This is a genomic window from Streptomyces sp. NPDC092952, from assembly GCF_044754785.1.
GTDB lineage: Bacteria > Actinomycetota > Actinomycetes > Streptomycetales > Streptomycetaceae > Streptomyces.
The window spans coordinates 158,906-182,976 of the sequence record NZ_JBIVPT010000001.1 but is presented as its reverse complement, the minus strand read 5'-3'; the positions used below and the strand labels follow the sequence as shown (position 1 = coordinate 182,976).

Here is a 24,071-nt window from a genome sequence, read left to right as displayed (position 1 = left end):
GATCAGGGCTCCGCCGCAGGCCAGGATCAGCCCTCAGGCATTCCGCTTCAACGTGTGACGCGTCGGTGCGGTGAACATACGGGTTGCGAGGGGCCGGGGTCGCGGACTCCGGCCCCTCCGCCGGATTCGGTGCTGGATCAGAGGGCGGGCGGGGCGAGGGCCGCGGTGGTCTCGGGGGTGAGGGGGAGTCCGGTGAGGACGTGGCGGACGGCGTCGAGGGGGACGGGGCGTTCGTAGTAGTCCTCGAAGTGGGACCGGACGGCTTCGGGGGAGCGGTCCGCCAGGAGGTGGAAGAGGTAACCGGCGCCGTCCGGGGACTCGTTGTCCGGGGGGAAGGCGATGGCCGAGCCGGTGTGCCAGGTGGTGTCGGCGGTCTCCCGCCAGATGCAGGCGGTGACGTGTGGGGCATCGATGCCCTCGTCGTAGAAGGCCGGCTCGTCCAGGAGCGGGCGCAGCGGGGCGGGGACGTCGTCGAGGACGCCCGGCCAGACCCGGCCCTCGTCCGTCCCGTACGGGCTCATCGCCGATTCGTGGTCGAAGCCGCGTATGAGCACCCCGGCCGGGGTGAAGAGGACGGAGAAGTCGTCCCCCGAGCCGTTCGACATCAGGGCCGCCTCCTCGCCGGGGCCCCAGTCCGCGTCGAAGGTGTAGCAGCAGTACTGGGGGTCGTCGCCGATCACGGCGTCCAGGACGGCCAGCGCGCGGAGGTGGGTGCGGAGTTCTGCGGGGCCGGGGAGGCGGGCGGCGATCTCGTGCACGGTGTTCATGGCGTCATGGAAGCAGCCGCCACTGACAGCGGGCGCGGGTGGTGCGGGTTGTTAGGGTCCGGGGATGACGCGGCTGAAGATCGAGATATCTGTTCCCGAGAGCCACGCGGAGGCCGTGATCGAGGCGCTCCACGGGGCCGGTGCGGGGCGGGTCGGGGCGTACGCGCGGTGTTCAAGCGTGTGGAAGGTGACCGGCAGTTGGCAGGCGCTGCCCGGTTCGCAACCGTACGACGGGGAGGTGGGTGTCACGCAGCACGGCGAGGAGTGCCGGATCGAGTCGGTCTGTGACGTGGAGCAGGCCGCCGCCGTCCAGCGGGCCGTGCGCGCCGCGCATCCTTACGAGGAGGCGGTCATCCACTTCCTGCCCCTGTACGAGCCGTAGCCGCGTAGCCGTCGCCACCTCGTGTCGCGGCCGGGCGGCCCCCGTGAGGAGGGTCCGCCCGGCCGCAACCGGTGTCACCGTGTGTCGTAGCCGCGGGTGATCGCCCGGGTCACCGCACGTCGTAGGCGCGGGTGATCGTCTGGGTGACCGCGTTGCCGTTGGCGTCGGTGACGGATGCCTTCAGCGTGACCTGTTCGCCGGAGGCGCCGGTGTGGTCGAGGACGGCCGTCCAGCGGCCGTCGCGGTGCTCGGTCGGCGCCTGGATCCAGGTGGTGCCGCCGTCGTAGGAGTAGGACAGCGCGGCACGGGTGACCGCTCCGGGGGTGTATCCGGCGTGGCCCTCGACCGACAGCCCGATCTCCGTGCCCTTCCGAGCGGCCACGGTGTTCAGGCCGTCCACCGGCACGTCGTACGCCGGGAAGAGGAGCGGCAGGCCGCGCGAGTAGACGTCCGGCTCCCGGTGGGAGCGGAAGGTCCAGGAAGTGGTGACCGCGCTGGAGCGGAGCCAGTTCTTGTCCGAGGTCGCGATCTTCTGCAGATTCTGGGTGAGCTCGTAGACGGAGTCCTCGTCCGGCACCTGGAACACGCCGAACGGGTCGGCACGGCGGCCGATCTCCTCGCCGTTCCGCTTCAGCCGCAGGTTGCCGATGTCGCCGAACGAGCCGCCGGGGGACCAGTGGTCACCGGAGCCGTCGAGCCAGAACGCGGTCTGGACGCCGATCTGGTCGCCCTGTCGCTCGGCGGCCAGCATGGGCTTCCCGTCGGTGTCCCGGGCGGCGGCGGGCCGCAGCACGCCGCGGTACCACTCCTCGGACCGTCGCTGCCCCGGCCGGTAGGCGCGCTCCTGGTCACCCATGAACGCGGCGAACGGGAAGCTGCTCATCGCGCCGTGGTACCAGAGGTCGTCGCCGGTCGTGTAGTAGGCGGTGCGGGTCGCGGGCACGTGCACCGCGCCGTACGGGCTCACCGGGATGTAGTCGCTGCCGCTCTCGGGGCGGCGGACGAACAGGGCGTCGAGGTAGTCCGCCTCCTTGCCCACGGCGTTCCAGGTCTCGGTCACCCGCGCCATCCGGGAGTCCTTGGGCCGGTAGACCTGGTCGGACCGGATGGGTCCGGAGGTCGGGAACGTCAGGTTGTAGACGTACGGCGAGCCGCCCTGGGAGCCGCTGGCCCGCCAGGTGGGCCGGAACTCGAAGGTGCCGTCCGTGGCGCGTCCGTCGACGTCCGCGTAGAACTCCTGGACGGTGCTGTCCGTCGAGACCGAGCCGGCGACCAGCCAGGTGTCGTCCCAGATCCGGGCGTAGCCGATCGTGGTCGTGTCCACCGCCGCCGGCCGGTCGGTGTCCAGGCTCAACCGGTGGGCCCGCCGGGCGTCGAGGACGACCGTGGTGTCCTTGGTGATCCGGAGCTGCGGCTTCGCGAGGTAACTGACCGACCCGGGCGCCCCGTTCGCGCCGTACGTGGTCACGAAGGCGCTGAGGGAGAAGCTGCCCGGGCGGACGCGGTACGTCTGGTCGGGCGCCCCGGCGTTGGCGCGGCGCTCTCCCTTGTCGGTGTCCAGGCTGACCAGGTCCAGGGAGGAGGTGCCGGCCGCGGGCCCGCCGTCGCGGTCCACGGCCTTGACCCGGAGGGTGACCGTCTCGGGCTCGACGTAGAGCGTCACCGGTACGGAGACGTGCACACCGTGGCCGGTGGCCAGGAGGCGGCCGGTGACCGCGCCGTACTGGGAGTCCTTCAGGCGCGCGGTGGGGTCGATCCGCACCGGTACCTGGACCGTGGCCCCCGCCGGGACCGTCACCCTGTGCCGCACCGGCTCGACGACGCCGGAGCGGACCTCGCTGCCGTCGTTGCCGTGTACACCGTCGGCCTTCAGGCCCAGGGCCACGTCGCTGCCGCCGGTGTTGGTGAAGGGCACCGTCACGGTGGTGCGGTCCGACGCGTCCTGCGGCCAGGCGTAGCTGCCGCCCTGGACGGCGGGCGCGGCCAGCACCTTCTGGTTCACCGCGGCGAACACGTCGAGGACACCGGCGCCGGTCCGGTCCGCTCCCTCCACCCCGCCGCCGGTGCGGGCCGAGGAGACGAGCGCGGACTTGACCTGCTGCGCGGTCCAGTCCGGGTGGGCGCCGCGCACGACGGCCGCGGCGCCCGCGACGTGCGGGGTCGCCATCGACGTGCCGGACATCGACCGGTAGGCGTACACGCCGCGGCCGCCCGCGCTCGCCGCCGAGATACCGACGCCGGGGGCGGCGATCTCGGGCTTGAGGGTGTGCGTGACGGCCACCGGGCCGCGGCTGGAGAACGGGGCGGTGCTGTCGTCACGGTCCACCGCGCCGACCGTCAGCACCTCGGGAACGCACCCGGGGGAGGAGACGGTCTCGGTGCCCGGTCCGGCGTTGCCCGCGGCGACGACGAACAGGGTGCGGGTGCTCTGCGCGAGCCGCTGCGTGGCCTGCGCCACCGGGTCGGTGCAGTCCCCGATCGCCTGGCTGCCCAGGCTCATGGAGACGACGTCGGCGCGCTGGTCGACGGCCCACTGCATCCCCGCGATGACCCAGGAGTCCTGGCCGTACCCGGCGTCGTTGAGGACCTTCCCGATGAGCAGGGAGGTGCCGGGGGCCACGCCCTTCTTCCGGCCTCCGCTCGCCGCTCCGGAGCCGCCGACGGTGGAGGCGGTATGAGTACCGTGGCCCACCCGGTCGTCGGTGGTCGCGGAGTCCGTGAAATTCTCGGAGGTGGTGACCCGGTCCACGAGATCCGGGTGCCCGGCGTCCACTCCCGTGTCGAGCACGGCGACCTTGGTGCCGCTGCCGTCGTGACCGGCGGCCCAGGCCTCCGGAGCGTGGACCTGCTTGGTGGACCGGTCCAGGGTGCCCTCGACCCGTCCGTCCAGCCACAGCTTCCGCGGCGCGGAGGCGGAACGGGAACGCGGGGCGGTGACGTCGCGCCAGAAGGTGGCGGCGGTGTCCTTGTCCGCGGTGAGGGCGACGCCGCCCACCGCGGGGAGGGGCAGTCCCCGTTCGGAGCCGCGGGGGGCCGGGGGCGTGCTCCTGGCGACGTCCACGCCGTCCCCGTAGGTGGCGATGAGCGGCAGCGCGTCGGTGTGCGCGTCGTCGTACCCCTGGCGGATGAGGCCGGTGACGTTGAACAGCCGCTCGTCGACCCGGCCCTCGGCGACGGCCCGGGTGGCGCCCTCGGGGTAGACGTAGAGGTCCTTGCCCGACTGGTACGTCTGGACCACCGGCCGGGTGCCGTCCTCGCGCGGCAGTACCGCCGCGGAGCTGCGGCCCGACGCGTCGGTGGTCACGAGGACCTTGTCGCCGGTGATGAGTGTGACGGCCGTCTGCCGGCCTCCGGACGACGCCGGTCCGCTGCCGACGACGGGTCTCTTCCCCGGGCCGCCGCCGGGTGGTGCGCCCGCTGCCCCGGACGGTGCGACCGCCGTGAGGGCCAGGGCGGCGGCGCATGCCGCGGCCAGGGATATTCGGGTGAGGGGGCGCATGGATCTCCCTACTTCGACGCGGTGGAATGCCGTGGTGCGGCTGCAGCCTGGCAGACGGGCCGAGGCTGTAGGGACGCCTGCGGGTGACGGGTTGGCCGCATGTCGGATTTCCGACATCGCGCCGCGGTCACTGCTTTCGGCGCCGCGCCCACGGCCCCGGCACCGCCGCGCCCCCGCCCGCCCGGCGCCGCGTCCACTGCGGATACGGGGGAGGCGGACCGGCGCCGGGGCGGTGGACGCTCAGCGGGCCCGGAGGCTCACAACCAGCCCGCGCGTGCGGCGTGCCAGCCGAGCTGGAGGCGCGAATCCACCCCGGCGAGGTCCATCAGCCGCCGGGTCCGCCGCTCCACGGTGCGGATGGAGACCCCGAGCTGGGACGCCGCCCGCCGGTCCGACACCCCGGCCAGCAGGAGCGCGAGGACCTCCAGTTCCCCCACGGTCGGCCCCCGCTCCGCCGTCCGCACCCGCACCCCCGTGGGGGTGGGATACAGCGGCCGGGCCTGGGCCCATTCCTTCTCGAAGAGCTGGACCAGGGCGGTGAGCAGACCGCTGCGGTGCACCACGATGGCGCTCGGCTCGCCCCCGGAGTCGGCCATGTCCAGCGGAACCATGGCACTCTGACGGTCCGACACGACCATCTTCAGCGGCAACGCCTCGACCAGACGCAGCTCCAGCCCCGCCGTGACGGCCGTACGCATGTCCCGCGCCACCTCGGGGCCGTCGAGATAGTCCTTCGTGGCCACGACCCGGAAATCCACCCCCCGGTCCAGGGCGGCGCTCTCCGACAGGTCGGTGTCCTCGCGCGGCACCGCGATCGGCGTGCCGACGAGGAAGACGAGCAGCTCCCGCTGCGCGCCGCGCTGCAACTGGTGGAACCGGTGCGCGACCTGCTCCACGCCGACCACCACCTCCACGACGTTGCCCGCCGGGTGGGCGGCGGTGCTGCGGTACTGCTCGGTCAGCATCGAGAAGGCGGTCTCGGCCCGGTGCAGGGCGTTGCGCTGCTCGACCAGGAGCGGGGCCAGGGCCACGGAGGGCGGCGTGAGCCGGTAGGGGGTGGCGTGTCCGTCGCCGGGCCCGGGACGGGCCGGGGAGTCCGCCGTACCGCCCGCCCCGGCTTCGACCGCGACCAGGCCGCGTGCCGCCAGGTCGTGCAGGATGCGGGCGATCCCGTCCCTGCCGAGCCCGGTCTGCCCGGCGAGATCCCGCGCGGAGGCGGTCGGCCGGGTCAGCAGCGCCGTGTAGACGGTCTCCTCGTCCGGGCTCAGCCCCAGTGCCTGCAGCATCCAGCGCTCCCTCGGGCAGCCGCCGCGTCCGCCCCCGGTGCGGCCCTGCCGGCCGCACGGACCTTCCCGGGGCCGAACCCTATCCTTCCGCCGGGCCGCGCCCACCGGTGGCCCCGCCCGGGGCTCACCCGTTCCGCGCGGGCCGTGGACGGTCTCCGGCGGGGCGCGGCCGACCCGTGGCCGCGCGTGCCTACGGTACGGGAAATGCTCCATTTGCCCCGGAGGTCCCGTGCCCCGCACCCATCGGAAGAAGCCCGTTCGACCGGTCGAGACGGTCGAACCACCCGGCACGGCCCAGGTGGTGATCGCCGTCGCGGTCGTGACGGTCCTGGTGGGGGTCCTCGGATTCCTGTCCGGCTCCCCGGTGTGGCTGCTCGGCCTCCTCGTGTTCCTGCCCGGGGCGGCGTCGGCGCTGTGCACCGTGCGTCAGACGGCGTTCGTGTTCGCCTGGACCGTGCTCGTCGTCATCGGCACCATGTTCCTCCGGCACGGCGACGGGCGGCCGTGGCTCGACAGAATCCTCATGATGCTGCTCACCCTCGTCCTGGGCGCGGCCTCCGTCTACGCGTGCCACCGCCGCATCGGCCGCGAGCGGGAGACACTGCGACTGCGCTCCACGGCGGTCGCGATGCAGCGTCACATCCTGCGCCCGCTGCCCATGCTCACCGACGACGTCCTGGTCGACGGCGTGTACGAGCCGGTGCAGGAGGACCGGCTCGTCGGCGGCGACATCTACGACGTCGTGGCCTCGCCGTGGGGGACCCGGGTGCTGATCGGTGACGTCCAGGGCAAGGGCCTGCCCGCGGTGGGTGCCGCCTTCGCCGTGATCGGCGCCTTCCGCGCGAGTGCCCACCGGGAACCCACCCTGACCGCGCTCGTCGACGCCCTGGACGCCTCCGTCGTCCTGCACAACTCGTACGCGGCCCGGACCGGCGACGACGAACGGTTCGTCACGGCCCTGATCGTCAACATCGACGCGCACGAGGAGGTGCAGGCCATCAACTGCGGACACGTCCTTCCGCACGTGCTGCACGACACCACCGTCACCACACCGGACCTCACCTCGGGCGTCCCCCTCGGCCTCGCCGAGCTGTCCGCCGACCCCGCGACCGTCGACTGGTTCGCCTTCCCGCGCGGCGCGACGCTCCTGCTCACCACCGACGGGCTCACCGAGACCCGCGCGTCCGACGGCACGTTCTTTCCCGTCACGGAGAGCCTCGCCCGGCATGTGTCGCTCCCCGCCACCGAGCTGCCCTCCGCCCTCCACGGCGACGCACGCGCGTTCGCCGGGGGCGAGGACCAGCACGACGACGTGGCGATCCTGTCCGTGCGGCGGTCCCCGTACCGCTGAGCCGGGTGCCGCGTCGTCCTCGCCTGTCTGCACTAACCCCGCGCGCGCCCGGGGCGGGGGGCCGAGAGGCTGTGGGCATATGCGCTCACGCCGGTGATCCGGCGACGACGAAGAAGGTTCTTCCTGTGCGTCTGTACCGAATAGCGCTCTGGGCCGTCGTGCCCGTGACGCTACCCCTGCTGGCCGCGCCCGCCTCGATGCCGACGGCCCGCCACGCCCGCGAGCGGGCCCACCGACCACCGCTCTCCGCAGGGCGGTTCGAATCGGCCACCCGCCCGACCCGCGGCGACCGGTCGTCCCCCGCGCTGGGGGCGCGGCCGATGGCCCCGCCCCGTGCGGCACCCCGGCCCGCCATCGTGCCGCGCGCCGGATGGCGGCCCGACGAGACCAAGCGCGACCGCACCGCCCGGTACGCGGGCGGCGTCGGCGCGGTCTTCGTCCACCACACCGACACCCCCAACGACTACGACTGCGCGGACGTCCCGCGCACCCTGCGCAACCTCTACGACGGCCAGACCGGCGACCTGCACTGGGGCGACATGGGGTACAACTTCCTGGTCGACCGGTGCGGCACCGTCTACGAGGGCCGTGCGGGCGGGGTCGACCGGGCCGTCATCGGCTCCCACACCCTCGGCTTCAACCAGGGCACCACCGGGATCGCCGCCATCGGCACCTTCGGCCCCGGCGTCCCCGTCCCGGCCGCCATGGAGCGCGCGATAGCCGGGCTCGCCGCCTGGAAGCTCGGCCTGGGCGGTGTCGACCCGCTGGGCAAGACGCGGCTCACCTCCACCAACAGCAGCAGCCGCTATCCGAAGGGGACGTCTGCCACCTTCGACGCGATATCCGGCCACCGCGACGGCTTCGCCACCAACTGCCCCGGCGAGGCGCTCTTCGCCCGGCTCCCCGCGATCCGCAGGCTCGCCGCCGAACTCCAGGCGGCGGCGGCCGGGCCCGCCGCCCTCCGTCCCGTCGGCCTGGGCAGCCCGAACGGCCCGCACAAGAACAAGAAGTGACGGTGCGTCAGGGTTGAGTCGCGCGCAACTCCCATACTCCGGTGGGGTGGTGCTCGTCCTTCGAGGTGACCGTCAGCCGGATCCAGCGGGCCGGTTCCCCCGCCCGGTAGGGCCGCCAGCGCCGCTGGTCGGCCGAGACCTCCAGGCGGTACGCGGCCGGGCGCGGCTCCGCCCACTCCGGTACGGCCGAGGTCACCGCGGCCACCCGTCCCAGGTCCACCGTCAGCGTGCCCGTCCGGCCCGCCGGGGACCAGGCGGTGGCGCGGCTGCCGTCCACCGCGGCGGCCGCGTACAGCCCGGGGGCCTGGGAGTCGGCCGTCGCGGGGCGGCAGCGGGCCGTGTCGTCCGTCGCCGCCAGGTCGGGCCGCCGGGTCGGCAGCGTCAGGGTGCCGTTCAGCAGGCGGGGGCCGGCGGGGGAGTGGACGGTGAAGGGGGCGCCGGAGGTGAGCCGGACCGTCGTCGTGCGCGGGCCGATCGCCACGTCGTACGTGCGCCCCTGGTAACGCAGGCCGGTCAGGGTGACGCCGGGCGCCAGCTGCGGCGGCAGCAGCGGATCGAGCCGCACCCCGTCCTCCCGCAGCCGCAGCCCGGTCAGCCCGTGCGTGAAGACCTGGAGGAAGCCGCCCTTCCCGGTCAGGAAGTCCTCGGCGGGCGACCCCGACAGGGCGTCCTGGGCGCCCGCCTTGGCGCCCCTGGCCTCGCTGAACAGCGCGTACGGCTCCCGGACGAACGGGCGTACCGCGCGCTGGAGGTAGGTGTACGTCGCACAGCCCGGCTCCCCGATCGCGGCCGCGTCGATCGCGTGCACCGAATCGGTCATCGCCGGGCCGTCCGGGTCGGTGCGCCCGGCGTAGTAGTCGAGGGTGGCGGCGGCGGCGCCCGGCTCCATCGGCCACTCCAGCGGGTAGATCAGCAGCACCGTGTCGGCCTGCTTGATCGTCGAGCCGTCGTACCCGGCGTACTGGAGGAAGAGCTTGCGGGCCGGGTCGTACGGGATGCGCAGCCCGTCCGCGACCCGTTGCCAGGCGGCCGGGGCGGGGCGGCCGAGCAGCCGGGCCGCGCGGGTGGCGTCGCGCAGGGCGGTGGCGGCGACCGCGTTGGTGTAGACCCCGTCGGTGACGCCGTTGCTGTACTCGTCGGGGCCCGCGACCTCCTTCAGCGAGTAGCCGCCGCCGTCGTCGGCGGTGGCCCGGGAGACCCAGAAGTCGGCGGCCCCCGCCAGCAGCGGCCAGCCGCGCCGGGCCAGCCAGCCGCGGTCGCCGGTCGCCAGGTAGTACTGCCAGACGGCCAGTGCCACGTCGCCCTGGAGATGGATCTGGGTGACGCAGTGCGGCGGGTTCCAGCTCTGGCACTCGGACCACAGATCGCCCCGGCCTGCCCCGGTCCACGGGTGGAACAGGCCCTGGAGCCCCAGCTTCCGGGCGTTCCCGCGGGCGGCGTCCCGGGTGCGGTAGCGGTACTCGACGACGGAGCGGGCCAGCTCGGGCCGGGTGGCCAGCAGCCCCGGGTACATCCAGATCTCGGCGTCCCAGAAGATCATGCCCGCGTAGTCGTCGCTGGTCAGACCGGCCGGGGCGACGCTGTCCCGGGACCCGGCCCGGGTGGACGCCAGCAGTCCGTACTGGGCCGCCCGCAGCCACTTCTGGAGCTCGGGGTCGCCGGGGACGGCGATGCCGGCGGAGAGGTCCCGCCGCCAGGCCGCCGCGTTCGCCGCGAGGACCCCGGACCAGCCGCGCCGGGCGGCCCGGCGGGCGGCCTCCCGCGCCGCGGCACGCGGGTCGCGCGAGGTCAGCGTGGTGTCGACGCCGACGTACTTCTCGACGGTGTACGTGCGCCCGGCGCGCACCCGGTGCGTGCTCCGGGGCGCGAGCGCCGTCCCGGTTCCGCCGGAGCGCACTTCCTGGGCGATGGCGCCCCGGACCCCGGTGCCCCGGGTGCGGAAGGTGCCGTCGGAGGCGAGGTCGATCCGGCGTGCGCCGCGCGGGTCGAGCCGGGCGGTGACGGTCGCGGTGCCGCTCCAGCGCGGGGTGAGGCTCAGCCGTACGGCGCCGGTGTGCACCGCGGACCGGTCGGCGAGCACCTCGTACACCAGGTCGGTCGCCTGCCCGTCGGCCGTGGTCCAGCGCAGCGCGGTACGCACCAGCCCGCAGCGCAGGAAGAGGGTCTGGCGGTAGCGCGAGATCCGGCCGGCCGGGGTGGCGGCGCCGTAGACCTCCCCGCCGACGCGCAGCTCCAGATCGGTCCAGGTGGGGAGCGCCGCGGCCACCTCGCGGCCCGCCACGAGCCCCGGTTCGCGCCCGTACAGGCCGGAGACGAGGGCGCCGTCGTAGCGCGGGGTGTACAGCGGCCAGCCGGACTTCCCGCCCGGGACGGCGTACCCGGCCCCGGCGGCGGGCACCCGGTGGCCCAGGTAGCCGTTGCCGGTGTACGGGTCGTGACCGGCCGCCCCGCCGTACCGGGTGGACGTCGGCGCCCAGGCGGGGTCGGTGTCCCGGCCGCAGGCGGTGGGCGCCGGGGCGCCCGGCGACGCCGCCCGGGGCGCGGGGGCCGGGGCGGCGGCGAGCAGGGCGCCCGCGAGCAGCGGCACGCAGCAGGCGAGGGCGGTACGGCGGCGGATGCGCGGGAGGCTCACCGTACGACCGTAGGAAGCCGCCGCCGCCCGGTGGCGCGCGGCGCGCGGGGTGATCGGGCGACGGTGCGCCCCGGGCGGCGGTGTCCTCCCGCCGGGCGCGGGTGCTGTCCGTTCCCGGCGGTGGGTCAGGCGGCGGCGAGGCCGGTCTTCAGACCCGCGCCGCACAGCGGGACGACGACGCTCCGGTCGGTCCAGCCGCCGACCGCCGCCCAGCAGGCGACGCCCGTCGTCTCGACGTAGAAGCCGCGTGCGGCCAGATCCAGCTGGGCGGCGCGGATCTCGTCCTCGGTCACCGTGAGGAAGGTGCCGCCCGACTCCCGGACCGCGGCCAGCACCGCCCGGGCGCGCGGCGGACGGGGGATCGCGATGCCCTCGGCGAGGGTGGCGGCGGCCGGCCCGGCCGGGGCGTCGGGCAGCCCGTCGGCGCCCGCCCGGAAGGCGGCGGCCAGCGGGGAGACGGCCTCGGCCTGGACGGCGATCAGCGCGGGCCGCCGGTCGATCAGCCCCAGGGCGTGCAGCTCGGCGACGGCCAGGGCCGCGCCCAGCAGCAGGGTTCCGTTGCCGACCGGTACGGCGAGGGCGTCCGGCAGCCGTCCGCCGAGGTCCTCCCACAGCTCGTACACATAGGTCTTCGTCCCGTGCAGGAAGAAGGGGTTGAAGACGTGCGAGGCGTAGAAGGTGCCGGGGACGTCGGCGGCGGCGCGGGCGGCGGCCGCGGTCGCCTCGCGGTCGCCGGGGACGATCTCCAGGCGGGCGCCGTGGGCCCGGATCTGCTCGGTCTTCTTCGCGGAGGTGCCCTCGGGGACGTACACCGTGCAGGGCAGCGAGGCGCGCGCGCAGTACGCGGCGACGGCCGTGCCCGCGTTGCCGCTGCTGTCCGCGACGACGCGCTCCGGCGCCAGACGGCGGGCCAGCTCGGCGAGCATCACCGCGCCCCGGTCCTTGAACGAGAGCGTCGGCATCAGGAAGTCGAGCTTGGCCGAGACCGTCCCCGTGAGCGGGACGAGCGGGGTGCGCCCCTCGCCGAGGCTCGTCGCGGGCGCCGAGAGCGGCAGCACCTCCTCGTAACGCCACAGTGAATTGACGCGCCCCGCGAGGGAGTCGGGCGAGAGCGTGCCGGTGGGCTCGAACGCGAGGTCCCAGGGGCCGCGGCAGACCGGACAGCACCAGGTGAGAGCGGTGGTGTCGGCGCGGGTGCCGTCCTGCGGGCAGATGTATGCGGGCATGCGGTCAGCATGTCAGCCGTATGACCGTCCCGTGGCGAAGGTATTGCGCAGGCCAACGCACTCTTGTGCGATTCCCAAGAATCGGCCAACCTTTCGCTGTCGACGGGGACTTGGGCGGCGCGGCGATCCGGTCCATCGGTTGTCATGCGCATGCCTATCTCCCTTCGGCGCAGCTCTGTCTCGACGCACGTGATCCCCCACCTGAGCACCGCAATCGAGGAGGCCCCCACATGTCAGTGACGCGTCACACCCCCCTGTCCCGCCGAAGAGTCGCCGCGGTGAGCGTGGTGGCGGGTGCGGCCCTCGCGCTGTCCGGCGCGGCCGTCTTCCCCGCCACGGCGTCCGGCCCGGCCGCCGAGGGCCGGATCCTGAACGCCGGCGCCCCGGACACCATCCGCGGCAGCTACATCGTCACGCTCGACGCGTCGGCGGCCAGGGCGGGCTCCGCCGAGGGGCGGGCACTCGCCAAGGAGTACGGCGCCAAGATCAGGAAGACCTACCGCGCCGCGCTCAACGGCTACTCGGTGGAGCTCTCCGAGGCCCAGGCGAAGAAGTTCGCCGCCGACCCGGCCGTCGAGTCCGTGGCGCAGAACCGGACCTTCCACGTCACCGGCACCCAGACCTCGCCGCCCTCCTGGGGTCTCGACCGGATCGACCAGAAGTCCCTTCCGCTGAACCAGAGCTACACCTACCCGGACCACGCCGGAGCGGGCGTCACCGCGTACATCATCGACACCGGTGTACGGATCAGCCACAGCGACTTCGGCGGCCGGGCCTCCTACGGCTACGACGCCATCGACAACGACAACACCGCGCAGGACGGCCACGGCCACGGCACCCACGTGGCGGGCACCGTCGCCGGTACGTCGTACGGCGTGGCGAAGAAGGCGAAGATCGTCGCCGTCCGGGTCCTCGACAACAGCGGCTCCGGCACCACCGACCAGGTCGTCGCGGGCATCGACTGGGTGACCGCCAACGCGGTCAAGCCCGCGGTGGCCAACATGAGCCTGGGCGGCGGGGCGGACGCGGTGCTCGACGCCGCCGTGCGCAAGTCCATCGCGTCCGGCGTGACCTACGCCGTCGCGGCGGGCAACGAGTCCACCGACGCCTCCACCAAGTCCCCGGCCCGCGTCGGCGAGGCCATCACGGTCGGCTCCACCACCAGCACCGACGCCCGCTCCAGCTTCTCCAACTACGGCAGCGTGGTGGACATCTTCGCCCCGGGCTCGTCGATCACGTCGACCTGGAACACCGGCGACAGCGCCACCAACACCATCTCGGGCACCTCGATGGCGAGCCCGCACGTGGCCGGCGCCGCCGCGCTCTACCTGGCCGACCACCCGGGCGACACCCCGGCGCAGGTCTCCGCCGGACTGGTCGCCGCCGCCAGCACCGGAGTGGTCACCAGCCCGGGCACCGGCTCGCCGAACCGCCTGCTCAACGTCGGCACCGGCTCCACCACCCCGCCGACCGGCAAGAAGTTCGAGAGCACCACGAGCTACGCCATCGGTGACTACACCACCGTCGAGTCGCCGGTCACCGTCAGCGGCGTCGGCGGCAACGCCCCCGCCACGCTGAGCGTGCCGGTGGACATCACCCACACCTACAGCGGTGACCTGAAGATCGACCTGGTCGCGCCCAACGGCTCGGTCTACAACCTGAAGGCGTACGGGACCGGCGGCAGCGCCGACGACGTGAAGACCACCTACACGGTGAACGCGTCCTCCGCGGCGGCCGACGGCACCTGGAAGCTCCGGGTCAGCGACAACGCGGGCGGGGACACCGGACGGATCAACTCCTGGGGTCTGCAGTTCTGACCGCGGGGGTGCCGGACCACCGGCCGTACGGGCACCGGTGACGGAGCGCCCCTCGTGACGGGGCGCCCATGATGCGCGGAACGCGTGGGGCGGCTGCTTCGGCGGCCGCCCCACAGCCGTGCGGAGGGACATCGGGGGCGTACGGCCCGAACCGGTCACGGCCGCGTTGAACCGGGGGCGGGCGCCGCCCGTGCAGAGGACGGGAATCCTCCGCGGCCGCCGAACGCGCACCCGCGGGGCGCGCGCCGGACGCGGGCGGGGCACGGCCGGGGCACGGCCGGGGGTGTACGGGCATGCGCGGACGGGCAGGGAATCATCACTTCGGGTGAATCTCTGGCCCATGCTTGCGGTTCACAACCGACGGTTGTCAATCTGTTGCAGTCCGTCAACCTGTTGGGAGTGGCCTGTGGCTTTCGGTGAGCAGCCCGCGTATCTGCGCGTCGCAAGCGACCTGCGGGAGAAGATCGTCAACGGTTCGCTGGCGCCGCACACGCGCCTGCCTTCGCAGGCCCGCATCCGTCAGGAGTACGGCGTCTCGGACACGGTCGCGCTGGAGGCGCGCAAGGTGCTGATGGCCGAGGGGCTCGTCGAGGGCCGTTCCGGTTCCGGCACGTATGTGCGCGAGCGCCCCGTTCCGCGGCGGATCGCCCGCTCCGGCTACCGCCCGGCGGCCGGGGCCAGCCCGTTCCGCCAGGAGCAGACGGCGGAGGGGGTGCACGGGACGTGGGAGTCCCGCAGCGAGCAGGAGGCGGCGAGCGCCGAGGTCGCCGGGCGCCTGGGCATCGAGCCGGGCGACCGGGTGATGCGGACGGCGTACGTCTTCCGCGAGGCGGGGGAGCCGATGATGCTCTCCACCTCCTGGGAGCCGCTCGCCGTGACCGGGCGCACGCCGGTGATGCTGCCGGAGGAGGGCCCGCTGGGCGGCTGCGGGGTGGTCGACCGGATGGCCGCGATCGACGTCGTCGTGGACAACGTGTCCGAGCAGGTCGGCGCGCGCCCGGGACTGGCGGAGGAGCTCCTGGCGCTCGGCGGCGTGCCGGGCCATGTGGTGATGGTGATCGAGCGGACGTACTACGCCTCGGGCCGCGCGGTCGAGACGGCGGACGTGGTGGTGCCCGCCGACCGCTTCCGGGTCGCGTACCACCTCCCGGTCCGGTGAGCCGCCGGCCGCCGTGACCGATCGCTTGTCATGGCCCGGACGCAAGGCGTCCCGAAGACCTCTCGGGGCCTCCTCGCGCGCACCTCGAAGGGGCGCATCCAGCCGGATGCGCCCCTTCTGCCTGCTCTTCTCGGACTGATCGGTGCCTCTTTGTGTAATTACGTATCCGTTGCGTAAAGGTCAGGCGTACGCTCGCGCATATGCGTACTGCGGTTTCCTGGGGATCCTTAGTGAGGTGCACGATGTTCGTGGGAGGGGCACGATCCGGGGGAGGCGCGCGATGAGCGACAACCGCGCCACTCTGCCCTGGCTGGTCATACGGCAGGACGACAACGGCAATCGCTACCGCGTCGGCCACTTCGCCACGCAGGGGGAGGCCCAGGCGATCGCCGACAAGCTCGACGGCCGCGGGCACAAGCAGCTCTACTGGGTGGAGCGCGTCGAACGAGGCCCCCGCGCCTGACCCGGCCCGCCGTCTCCACCCGCGCCCGCGTCCGGGCTCCCGTTCCCGTTCCGCCGCCCGCGACCCCGGCGTCCGCCGGAGGCGCGCCGCCTCGTTAGGGTCCTTGCGACCGGGCGGTACGAACGAAGGCGGAGCGATGTCGGGCCTGATCGACACGGTGGCATGGGTGCGGGTGGAGAACGGCAGGATCCTCTGCGCCCGATCGCGGGGGAAGGACGTGTTCTACATCCCCGGCGGCAAGCGCGAGGGCCGGGAGACCGACCTCCAGACCCTGCTGCGCGAGGTCGAGGAGGAGCTGAGCGTGGCCGTCCTCCCCGCCACCGTCGCCCCGAAGGGCACGTACGAGGCGCAGGCGCACGGCCACGCCGACGGCGTTCTCGTCCGCATGGCCTGTTACACCGCCGACTACGAGGGAACGCTGGCGGTCAGCAACGAGATCGAGGAGATGGCCTGGTTCTCCTACGCCGACCGGCCGCTCGTCCCGCCCGTCGACCAACTGCTCTTCGACGACCTCAAGGCCGCGGGCGAGCTGAGCTGATCCGGCCCGGGTTCCGGCCGCGGACGCGGCCGCCCGGCGGTCGGGTCCGTGCCCGGAACCACGGCGGCGGCGCGTGCCGGAGGGCCGTGCGCCCTCCCCGCCCTGCTCACCTGTCCGTGTGCGCGGGCATACACCCGTACGCCCCACGTGTCGATCCTGGCGGTAATTTGTCACGATTATCGGGTATGTGAGGGGTAGTCCTCGCACACGGGACGTCCCCGCCGCTGGCCCTGGGAAGTGATCGGCGTGATCGACACCGAAGGCGACACCGCCGAGTGGACCTTCCCGGCCGAGCCGGGCGCCGCGCGATCCGCACGGCACGCCGTCCACGGGGCGCTGCGGGACTGGGGGATCGACGGCTCGGTCGGGGACATGACGGTTCTGCTGGTCAGCGAGTTGGTCACCAACTCGATGCGGTATACATCCGGCCCCATTGGCGTACGGTTGGTCCGCCCCCGGTCCGACGGCGAAACCGCCGCCGCCCGTCCCGGCCTGCTGGTGGAGGTCTCCGATCCGCTTCCGGATCCCCCCACCGAACGCATGGCTGGGCCGGAGGACGAAGGGGGCAGGGGGCTCCAGCTGGTGGCGTGTTCCGCCCGGCGCTGGGGGACCCGCCGGGGAAAGAGCGGCAAAACCGTGTGGTTCGAGCTGGCTCTGCCTGGTTAGGAGTGGGGTGGGACGGACTGCGATCACGGCTCGGCCCGAAGCGGGCGGAAAGGGACTGAGACCGTGCTGTGATCGTGAACGCCGTGTCGGTTGGGGCCGGAGTGCTGAATACTGCGGGCAGGACCGGTCCGGTGTGTGAGCTGGAGGGGACGGTCGCGTGAGCGAAATACCTGGGACAGCGGGCGACATCATGTGGCAGAGCAGCCCGCCTGGCTCGATCTACGACTACATCAGGGTCGCCTCCTTCTCGATCGGCCCCGATGGCCGGATCGAGCAGTGGAGCCGCCGGGCAGCCGGCCTCTTCGGCATGGGTGCCGACAAGGCGGTCGGCATGGACCCGGTCGACGTCTTCATGCCCGCCTCGATGCACGCCGACGGGCGGCGCCGGGTCGCGGAGATCCTCGACGGCAAGGAGTGGACGGGCCTCGTCCCGTTCCGGATGCCGGGCGAGCGGGCCGCGCACGGGCTCGCCGAGATCTATGTGATGCCCAGCGAGACGGCGAGCGGGGAGCGGGGGGCGCTCTGCATCGTCGTGGACGTCCGGGCGCTGCGCCACATCGAGACGGACCTCGCGGCCTCGCAGGCCATCTTCGGCCAATCGCCCTTCGGGTTCGTGCTGTTCGGCACGGACCTGGCGGTCCTCCGCGCCAACCAGCGGTTCGCCACCGTCTTCGGCGGCCGGGCCGAGGACCACCGCGGCCGCACCGTCGAGGACTACCTCTCCGGGCCCGAGGCCGACCGGCTCACCGCCACCATCCGGCGCGTCCTGGAGACCGGGGTCTCCGTCACCGACCTCCAGATCGTCGGCACCGCGCCCGGCGAACCGGGCAGCCGCCACTGGTCCATGAACCTGTACCGGGTGCACTCCGGCTCGGGCCGCCCCACCGGCGTCGCCGGGCTCGCCACCGACGTGACCCGCCGCCACATCGCCGCCCGCGAGGCCGCCAGCGCCCGCCGCAACCTCGCCCTGCTCAACGAGGCCAGCGCCCGCATCGGCAACTCCCTCGATCTGGAGACCACCGCCCGCGAACTCCTCGACGTGGCCGTGCCCGGCTTCTGCGACCTCGCCTCGGTCGACCTCTACCAGGGGCTGCTGACCGGTGACGACGCCCCGCCGGGCAGCTGGGACTCGCTCCGCCAGGAGTCCGTCGGCGGCTCCGCCGAACTGCGCCGGGTCGCCCTGGCCAGCGCGGTCGCGGACGTGCTGCCCGAGGACGACGCGGACACCGGAAGCCCCGAGCTGGGATCGGTGCACCGCTTCGCGTTCAACTCGCCGTGCGCCGTGGCCCTGCGGACCGGCCGGGTCGAGGACGTGCCCGGCGACGACCGGGGCTTCGTCCAGTCCACCCTCGCCGTCCCGATGGTCGCCCACGACACCGTCGTCGGCCTCGTCCAGTTCTCCCGGACGAAGGGGAGCGAGCCCTTCGGCGAGCGGGACCGGGGGCTCGCCACCGAGCTGGCGGCCCGCGCCGCCGTCTGTATCGACAACGCCCGCCTCTACCGGCGCGAGCACGAGCGGGCCCTGATCCTCCAGCGCAGCCTGCTGCCGCCCGGCGACCCGGTCGCCGCGGGCCTCGACATCGCCTGCCGCTACCTCCCCGGCAACACCGCCACCGAGGTGGGCGGCGACTGGTTCGACGTGATCGAGCTGCCCGGCCACCGCACCGCGCTCGTCGTCGGCGACGTGATGGGCCGCGGGCTGCGCGCCGCCGTCGCCATGGGCGAACTGCGCACCGCCGTACGGACCCTGGCCCTGCTGGACCTGGAGCCCGCCGAAGTGCTCGCCGCGCTCGACGAGGTGGCCCGGGGGCTCGGCACCCCCGGCGGGACCGCGTCCGGCGGCGGCTCCCAGTGGCCCTCCCGGGCCGCCCACAAGTCCCGCGAGGCCGACCTCTCCGAGGTCTACCTGGCGACCTGCGTCTACGCGGTCTACGACCCGGTCACCCGGCGGTGCACCTTCGCCAACGCGGGCCACCTGCCGCCCGCCGTGGTCGAACCCGGCAGCCGGGCCCGGCTGCTCGACGTACCGCCCGGGATGCCGCTCGGCGTCGGCGGCGAACCCTTCGAGGAGGTCGAGGTCGACCTGAAGGAGGGCTCGCTGCTCGCCCTCTACACGGACGGGCTCGTCGAATCCCGCGACCACCCGCTCGACGAGGGGCTCGACGCCCTGCGCGGCGCGCTGGTCGAGGCGGAACGGCCGGTCGAGGAGCTCTGCGACCACGTACTGACCACGCTCGACACCCGGCACGGCGAGGACGACATCGCCCTGCTGATGGCCCGTATCCAGGGCCTGCCCGCAGAGGCGGTCGGCGACTGGCGGCTGCCCCGTGAGCCCCGCTCGGTGGGCCGGGCCCGCGAACTGGCCCGCGACCGGCTGCTCGCCTGGGGCCTGGACGACCTGGTGGACACCACCGAACTGCTGGTCAGTGAGTTGGTCACCAACGCCCTGCGGTACGGGGAGGGCGAGACCAGGCTCCGGCTGCTGCGCGACCGCACCCTGGTCTGCGAGGTGTGGGACGCCGGGCTCGTCCAGCCCCGGCGCCGCCGGGCCCGCGACACCGACGAGGGCGGGCGCGGGCTCCAGCTGGTCGGACTGCTCAGCGTGGCCTGGGGATCTCGGCGGACCCCGCGCGGCAAGACCGTCTGGTTCGAACTGGCCCTGCCCGACGGGGAACCGGCCGTCGAGCTCTCGGTCGACCAGCTGCTGAGCATGTACTGAGCGGCCCGCGCGGGGGACGGGGCGGCCCGGGTCACGAGGAGGTCTTCAGCGCGGCCAGCCGGGCCTCGACCTCCGCGCTGTCGCCCAGGCTGTCCAACTGCTCGAACTGGGCGTCCAACGACGAGGCGGCCAGCTCCTGCTTGCCCATCGCCCGCGCCTCCTCGCGCCGCACCTTGTCCTCGAACCGGCCGATCTCACTGGTCGGGTCGAGGACGTCGACGCTCTTCACCGCGTCCATCATGCGGTTCTGCGCCTCGGCGGACTTGGCGCGGGCCACCAGCTCGTCCCGCTTGGCCCGCAGCTCCGCCAGCTTCTCCTTCATCCGGTCCAGCCCGGACTTCAGCCGGTCCACCACCTCGGTCTGCGCGGCGATGACCGGCTCCGCGGCCTTCGCCTCCCGCTCCGAGCGGAGCTGGCGGCCGAGCGCCACCTTGGCCAGGGTGTCGAACCGGTCGGCCTCCGCCGCCGAGCCCGCCGCCCGCAGCTCGTCGGCCTTCCGGCTCGCGGCCAGCGCCTTGCCGCCCCACTCCCCGGCCGCCGCCACGTCCTCCCGGTGGTCCTGCTCCATGAGGCGCAGGTTCCCGATGGTCGCGGCGACCGCCTGCTCCGCCTCCGCGATGTTGGCGGTGTAGTCGCGGATCAGCTGGTCCAGCATCTTCTGCGGATCCTCGGCCTGGTCGAGCAGGGCGTTGATGTTGGCCTTCGCCAACTGGGTGACCCGGCCGAGAACGGTCTGCTTGGACATCGACGTCTCCTGGTCGTGAAGGGGAGTGGGTGGTGCGTACGGGTTGTTCAGAACCGGCCGCCGCCCCCGCGCCGGCCCCGGGTGCCCCCGCCGCCGAAACTGCCCGGCCCGCCGCCCCCGCCGGAGCCGCCGTGGCCCCCGCCGCCGAACCCCCCGCGGCCGCCGCCCCCGCCCGGCAGACCGCCCAGGATGATCCCGCCGAGCACCGCGCCCCCGACCCCGCCGCCGCTCGACGGGCCACCGCCCGAACCGCCCGGACCGCCGTACGACCGCACGTCGTGCTCCGCCAGCCGCCGGGCCTGCCCGGCCAGCGCGTCCGCCTGCTGCGCCTCGGCCAGCGCCGTCTGCGGGTCGGCTCCCGCACCGGCCAGCTCCCGGGACCGCTCCAGCCGCCGCTGGGCCTCCGCCAGCCGGGTACGGGCCTGGCTGCCCACCGCGCCCCGGCTGGTGGTGATCAGGTCGGCCGCGGCGGCGATCGAGGAACGGGCGGTGAGCGTCGCCCCGTCCAGCAGGGCGAGGGCCCGCCGGTCACCCTCCTCCCGCTCCCGGACCCCGGCCAGCGCGGTGTCCAGCGCCGTGTCCGCCTCCTCGACCCGGCGCAGCGCGTCGATCGGGTCGTACGGGCCGGTGCGCAGCTCCTCGCGCACCGCCTCCACCACCGCCCGTGCGCGGGCGATCCGGCCCCGCAGGTCGGCGGTCGGCACCCCGGCCGCGGTGCCTTCGAGCAGCCCGCCCGCGTCGGCCAGATCGGTCTCGGTCTCGGCCAGCGCCCCGGGCAGCCGCTCCGCCGCCTCCGCCAGCTCCCGCGCCCGCCGGTCCACCGCGTCGACCAGCGTGGCCGCCTGGTCCACCCCGCCCTCACCGGCCCGGAGGTACACCGCGGCCGCCGACCGGTCGGCCGCGTCCAGCGACTGCCGGGCCCGGTTCAGGTTGGAGGTGGCGAACAGCAGCCGGTCCTTGGCCAGTTCCAGGTCCTCGGCGGCGGCCGCCGAGGCGGCGGGCGCGTACCGCTCGCGCATCGCGATCAGCGCCGTCTCGGCGCCGGCGACCCGGCCGGCCAGGGTCCGGAACGCGGTCTCGGCCGCGGCCAGGGCCTGCGGGGCCTCGCGCTCCAGGGCGCGCAGCCGGTCGAAGTCCCCGGCCACGGCGTCGAGGCGGGCACTGGCCTCCGCGCACCGGGCGAGGATCTCGTCCAGCATCAGGCGCCGGTCCTCGTCGCTCTCGGGGACGGCGTCGTCCAGCCGCTGGCGCACCCGGAACGCGGTGGTCAGCTCGCCCTTCGCGAAGTCGACGGCCGAGGTGAACGGGGCCGCCGCCTCCTCGCCGAACTGGGCGGTGGCGAAGCCGAGTTCCTCCTCGCTGGTGCGGACCGCGTCGTCGGCCGCCACCAGTGCCTCCTTCGCCCGGGCGTCCAGCTCCGGCAGCGGCACGGGCGGCCCGCCCGGCCCGGCGGCCGGTCCCCAGCCCTTCGCGGCGGGCGTGGTGCGGGTCGTGCCGCGCTTCCTGCGCCGGACGTACGCGAAACCGGCCAGCGCCGCCGCCCCGCCCACGACCACCACCGGGAGGACCAGGCCGGCGGTGTCCGAACCGCCCGAGCCGGTGCCGGCCGCGCCGGGGTCGGCGGGGCCGGGGGTGAGGGACGGGACGGGCACCGGCTTCCCCGCCAGCACCGCCGAGTAGCCCTTCGCCGCGCCGATCGCGGCCCCCGCCCAGTCGTGCACCCGCAGCGCGGGCTCGATCGCGGTGGACGCCACGTCCCGCAGCTGGGCGTCGGTGAGCCGGGAGCCCTGGTCGACGGTGTAGGCGTACCGCCGGTCGTGGGTGGCGACGGCGAGCAGTACGTCGTCCTGGCCGAGCCCGTTGAGGTCGGCCGTCGCATCGGCCCAGTCCTGCGCCGGCCGGCCGGAGAAGTCCCGTACGTACACCACGAAGAGCTGGAGGCGGCGGTCGGCGTAGAGCCGGTCGAGCGCGGCCCGGACCTGGCCCGCGCGGTCGCCCAGCGCGTCCACCCGGTCGGTGACCTGCCCGTCCCGGGACAGGGTGACGGGACCGTCGGCGTGGGCCGGACGCACGGTGGAGAGGGCCGGCCAGCCCACCGCCAGCAACACGGCGAGCAGCGCCCGGCCCGGCAGGGATATCCGGGTACGGCTCACGAGCGGCGTCACGTTTGTGAGGCTATGTCCACCCTCCGTGACCCGCGACCGGAGTCCGGCGCCCGCACCGGACCGGTACGGACGGCGGACTCCGGCCGGGCGGCTCAGATGGAGAACCGCTCCATGGCCAGCAGCGGCCGCACCTTCGAACGGAAGCCGCCGGTCCGGAACGGCCGCTGGAGCAGACCGGGGCGGAGCGCCTGGGCGAGGGCCGCGGCGATCATGCCCTGGTCGAGGGCGAGCAGGTAGTCGCTGACCCGGCCGGTGGAGACGTTGACCGAGTCCCGGAACCCGTACCCGGGGTGGTACGCGCCGAAGTCGCGGTCGAGGGCGCGGAGGTTGGCGACCGCCTCCGCGGGCGCGTGGGGCAGCGCGAGGAAGGAGGCGTGCGGGGTGACCACCCCGTTGGTGAACGCCGAGGCGGGCGGCAGCGGCGCGCCGTCGGTGGTGTACGTGCGGTCGGTGTTGGAGGCGTAGCCGTCGACCTGCATGCCGATCGCGTCGACGCCGTACTCCTGGTAGCCGCCCTCGGGGATGTTGGCGGGGGAGAAGCCCCAGTAGCCGTACCCGGCCTCCGCCAGGCCGTGCTCGATGTGGCTGCGGACGTAGCGCTGGTGCGTCAGGCCCCAGGAGTGCGGCGACCACTCGGCCTCCGGCACGAAGAGCGGCACCATCAGGGCCTCGAACATCGACCCGCCCCAGGACGGCACCAGCTTCCGGCCCCGGTGGGTGTAGTGCCCCTGCCAGACGCGTACGCCGTTCATCGCGACGTAGGAGCCGTCCGGGTGCTGCTCCTGCTCGTGCTCGGGGAGCATGGTGCGCAGCAGATGCCAGTAGTGGTCGGCGGGGAGCGAGCCGTCGGCGATGCCGAGGTAACTGGCCATGCGGGGCTCGGTGTTGAGGGCTCCGTAGTGGTGGCCGGTGGGCTCCTCGGTGTCGGGCCAGAAGCCGCCGCGCAGCTGGCCGGGGCCGGCGACCGGGTCGGCCGGGTCGTACGGCGTGTAGTAGTACGACCAGTCGGCGGTGGCCAGGATGCGGGCGATGCGGGGGCCGAGGGCGGGGGCCGCGTCGGCGGCGATGCGCAGTCCGGTGATCAGCCAGGCGTTGTCCACGGAGGACAGGAAGGGGCGGACCGGGTCGCCGGCGCCGGGCCACTCGGTGAGGACCGAACCGTCGTGTGCGTCGTACCAGTTGAGCCAGAAGCCGTGGTGGCGCTCCAGCTTCTCGACGGCCCGCACGGTCCTCTCCAGGCGCCGCCGCATGGTGTCCTGGCCGATCACCCCGAGACCGGCGGCGGCCACGGTCGACCAGAGGCCGCAGCCGATGTTGGTGGGGGAGGTCTGGCGGGACTGGACGGGGGCGCCGGGCCCGCTGACGTCGATCTTGTCGACGGCCAGACCGAAGTCGGTGGTCATGGCCTCGATCGAGCGGTACGTGTCGCGGAACCAGCGCAGCAGCAGCGGGGCGTGCGGGCCGCGCGCGGGCTGGGCGGCGCCCGCCGGGGCGGCGGCGAGCGTGCCCAGGGAGAGGGCCGCGGCCCCCGTTCCCGCTGCGGTGAGAAACGTACGACGGTCCATCAGATCCCCTCGGGAAGGCAACTGGGAGGACCCACCGACTGTGGGCGGTGGGCGGATTTCGTGCGTCGGTCGTGAGGT

At 74.2% G+C, this 24,071-nt stretch carries 17 protein-coding genes; 9 read left to right on the top strand and 8 right to left on the bottom strand.

What is annotated here, in order from left to right; all coding sequences use genetic code 11:
• Window positions 1-137: 137 nt before the first annotated feature.
• Entirely contained in the window at window positions 138-767 is a 630-nt protein-coding gene (locus tag ACIQGQ_RS00800) for a hypothetical protein (protein ID WP_402388954.1), read from the bottom strand.
• 64 nt (window positions 768-831) lie between these two features.
• Here ACIQGQ_RS00800 and ACIQGQ_RS00795 point away from each other — a divergent pair, with 64 nt between their 5' ends.
• A complete protein-coding gene (locus ACIQGQ_RS00795; RefSeq protein WP_402388953.1) occupies window positions 832-1,149 on the top strand; it encodes a hypothetical protein in 318 nt (105 codons plus the stop codon).
• Between the two features lie 109 nt (window positions 1,150-1,258).
• Here the strand turns inward: ACIQGQ_RS00795 and ACIQGQ_RS00790 are convergent, their stop codons facing one another.
• Entirely contained in the window at window positions 1,259-4,648 is a 3,390-nt protein-coding gene (locus ACIQGQ_RS00790; RefSeq protein WP_402388950.1) for a S8 family serine peptidase, read from the bottom strand.
• 257 nt (window positions 4,649-4,905) lie between these two features.
• Window positions 4,906-5,934 (bottom strand): helix-turn-helix domain-containing protein, encoded by a 1,029-nt coding sequence (locus ACIQGQ_RS00785; protein WP_402388948.1) that lies wholly within the window; start codon window positions 5,932-5,934, stop codon window positions 4,906-4,908.
• A 229-nt stretch (window positions 5,935-6,163) separates the two neighbouring features.
• Here ACIQGQ_RS00785 and ACIQGQ_RS00780 point away from each other — a divergent pair, with 229 nt between their 5' ends.
• Together ACIQGQ_RS00780 and ACIQGQ_RS00775 are read left to right on the top strand one after the other, a co-directional pair.
• Window positions 6,164-7,285, top strand: coding sequence for a PP2C family protein-serine/threonine phosphatase (locus tag ACIQGQ_RS00780; RefSeq protein WP_402388945.1), 1,122 nt, complete (start codon window positions 6,164-6,166; stop codon window positions 7,283-7,285).
• A 125-nt stretch (window positions 7,286-7,410) separates the two neighbouring features.
• Window positions 7,411-8,298: a peptidoglycan recognition protein gene (locus ACIQGQ_RS00775; protein WP_402388942.1), complete on the top strand. Its 888-nt coding sequence runs from the start codon at window positions 7,411-7,413 to the stop codon at window positions 8,296-8,298.
• 7 nt (window positions 8,299-8,305) lie between these two features.
• Here ACIQGQ_RS00775 and ACIQGQ_RS00770 read toward each other — a convergent pair whose 3' ends face one another.
• Both ACIQGQ_RS00770 and ACIQGQ_RS00765 read right to left on the bottom strand, forming a co-directional pair.
• Window positions 8,306-10,930 carry a discoidin domain-containing protein gene (locus ACIQGQ_RS00770; RefSeq protein WP_402388939.1) on the bottom strand — a complete coding sequence of 875 codons (2,625 nt, stop codon included), beginning with the start codon at window positions 10,928-10,930 and terminating at the stop codon, window positions 8,306-8,308.
• 125 nt (window positions 10,931-11,055) lie between these two features.
• Window positions 11,056-12,156, bottom strand: a complete 1,101-nt coding sequence (locus ACIQGQ_RS00765; protein WP_402388936.1) for a threonine synthase — start codon at window positions 12,154-12,156, stop codon at window positions 11,056-11,058.
• A 230-nt stretch (window positions 12,157-12,386) separates the two neighbouring features.
• Here ACIQGQ_RS00765 and ACIQGQ_RS00760 point away from each other — a divergent pair, with 230 nt between their 5' ends.
• The 6 genes from ACIQGQ_RS00760 to ACIQGQ_RS00735 all read left to right on the top strand — a co-directional run bounded on the left by ACIQGQ_RS00760 (window position 12,387) and on the right by ACIQGQ_RS00735 (window position 19,518).
• Window positions 12,387-13,973: a S8 family peptidase gene (locus ACIQGQ_RS00760; RefSeq protein ID WP_402388934.1), complete on the top strand. Its 1,587-nt coding sequence runs from the start codon at window positions 12,387-12,389 to the stop codon at window positions 13,971-13,973.
• Window positions 13,974-14,379: 406 nt separating this feature from the next.
• Window positions 14,380-15,132 (top strand): GntR family transcriptional regulator, encoded by a 753-nt coding sequence (locus ACIQGQ_RS00755; RefSeq protein ID WP_352273324.1) that lies wholly within the window; start codon window positions 14,380-14,382, stop codon window positions 15,130-15,132.
• Window positions 15,133-15,412: 280 nt separating this feature from the next.
• The gene (locus tag ACIQGQ_RS00750; RefSeq protein WP_352273323.1) at window positions 15,413-15,595 is read left to right on the top strand and encodes an SPOR domain-containing protein; all 183 of its coding nucleotides are present in this window, start codon (window positions 15,413-15,415) and stop codon (window positions 15,593-15,595) included.
• A 136-nt stretch (window positions 15,596-15,731) separates the two neighbouring features.
• Window positions 15,732-16,133, top strand: a complete 402-nt coding sequence (locus ACIQGQ_RS00745) for an NUDIX domain-containing protein (RefSeq protein WP_402388930.1) — start codon at window positions 15,732-15,734, stop codon at window positions 16,131-16,133.
• Between the two features lie 237 nt (window positions 16,134-16,370).
• Window positions 16,371-16,799: an ATP-binding protein gene (locus tag ACIQGQ_RS00740; RefSeq protein ID WP_366295507.1), complete on the top strand. Its 429-nt coding sequence runs from the start codon at window positions 16,371-16,373 to the stop codon at window positions 16,797-16,799.
• A gap of 190 nt (window positions 16,800-16,989) precedes the next feature.
• On the top strand, window positions 16,990-19,518 hold the full coding sequence (locus tag ACIQGQ_RS00735) for a SpoIIE family protein phosphatase (protein ID WP_402390262.1): 2,529 nt from the start codon (window positions 16,990-16,992) through the stop codon (window positions 19,516-19,518).
• Between the two features lie 31 nt (window positions 19,519-19,549).
• On the opposite strand, the gene ACIQGQ_RS00730 is transcribed toward ACIQGQ_RS00735, so the two are convergent.
• The 3 genes from ACIQGQ_RS00730 to ACIQGQ_RS00720 form a co-directional block, all read right to left on the bottom strand.
• Entirely contained in the window at window positions 19,550-20,263 is a 714-nt protein-coding gene (locus ACIQGQ_RS00730) for a PspA/IM30 family protein (RefSeq protein ID WP_402388927.1), read from the bottom strand.
• Between the two features lie 47 nt (window positions 20,264-20,310).
• Window positions 20,311-22,416, bottom strand: coding sequence for a TPM domain-containing protein (locus tag ACIQGQ_RS00725; protein ID WP_402390260.1), 2,106 nt, complete (start codon window positions 22,414-22,416; stop codon window positions 20,311-20,313).
• Window positions 22,417-22,520: 104 nt separating this feature from the next.
• Window positions 22,521-23,993 (bottom strand): glucoamylase family protein, encoded by a 1,473-nt coding sequence (locus ACIQGQ_RS00720; protein ID WP_402388925.1) that lies wholly within the window; start codon window positions 23,991-23,993, stop codon window positions 22,521-22,523.
• Between the last annotated feature and the right edge of the window lie 78 nt (window positions 23,994-24,071).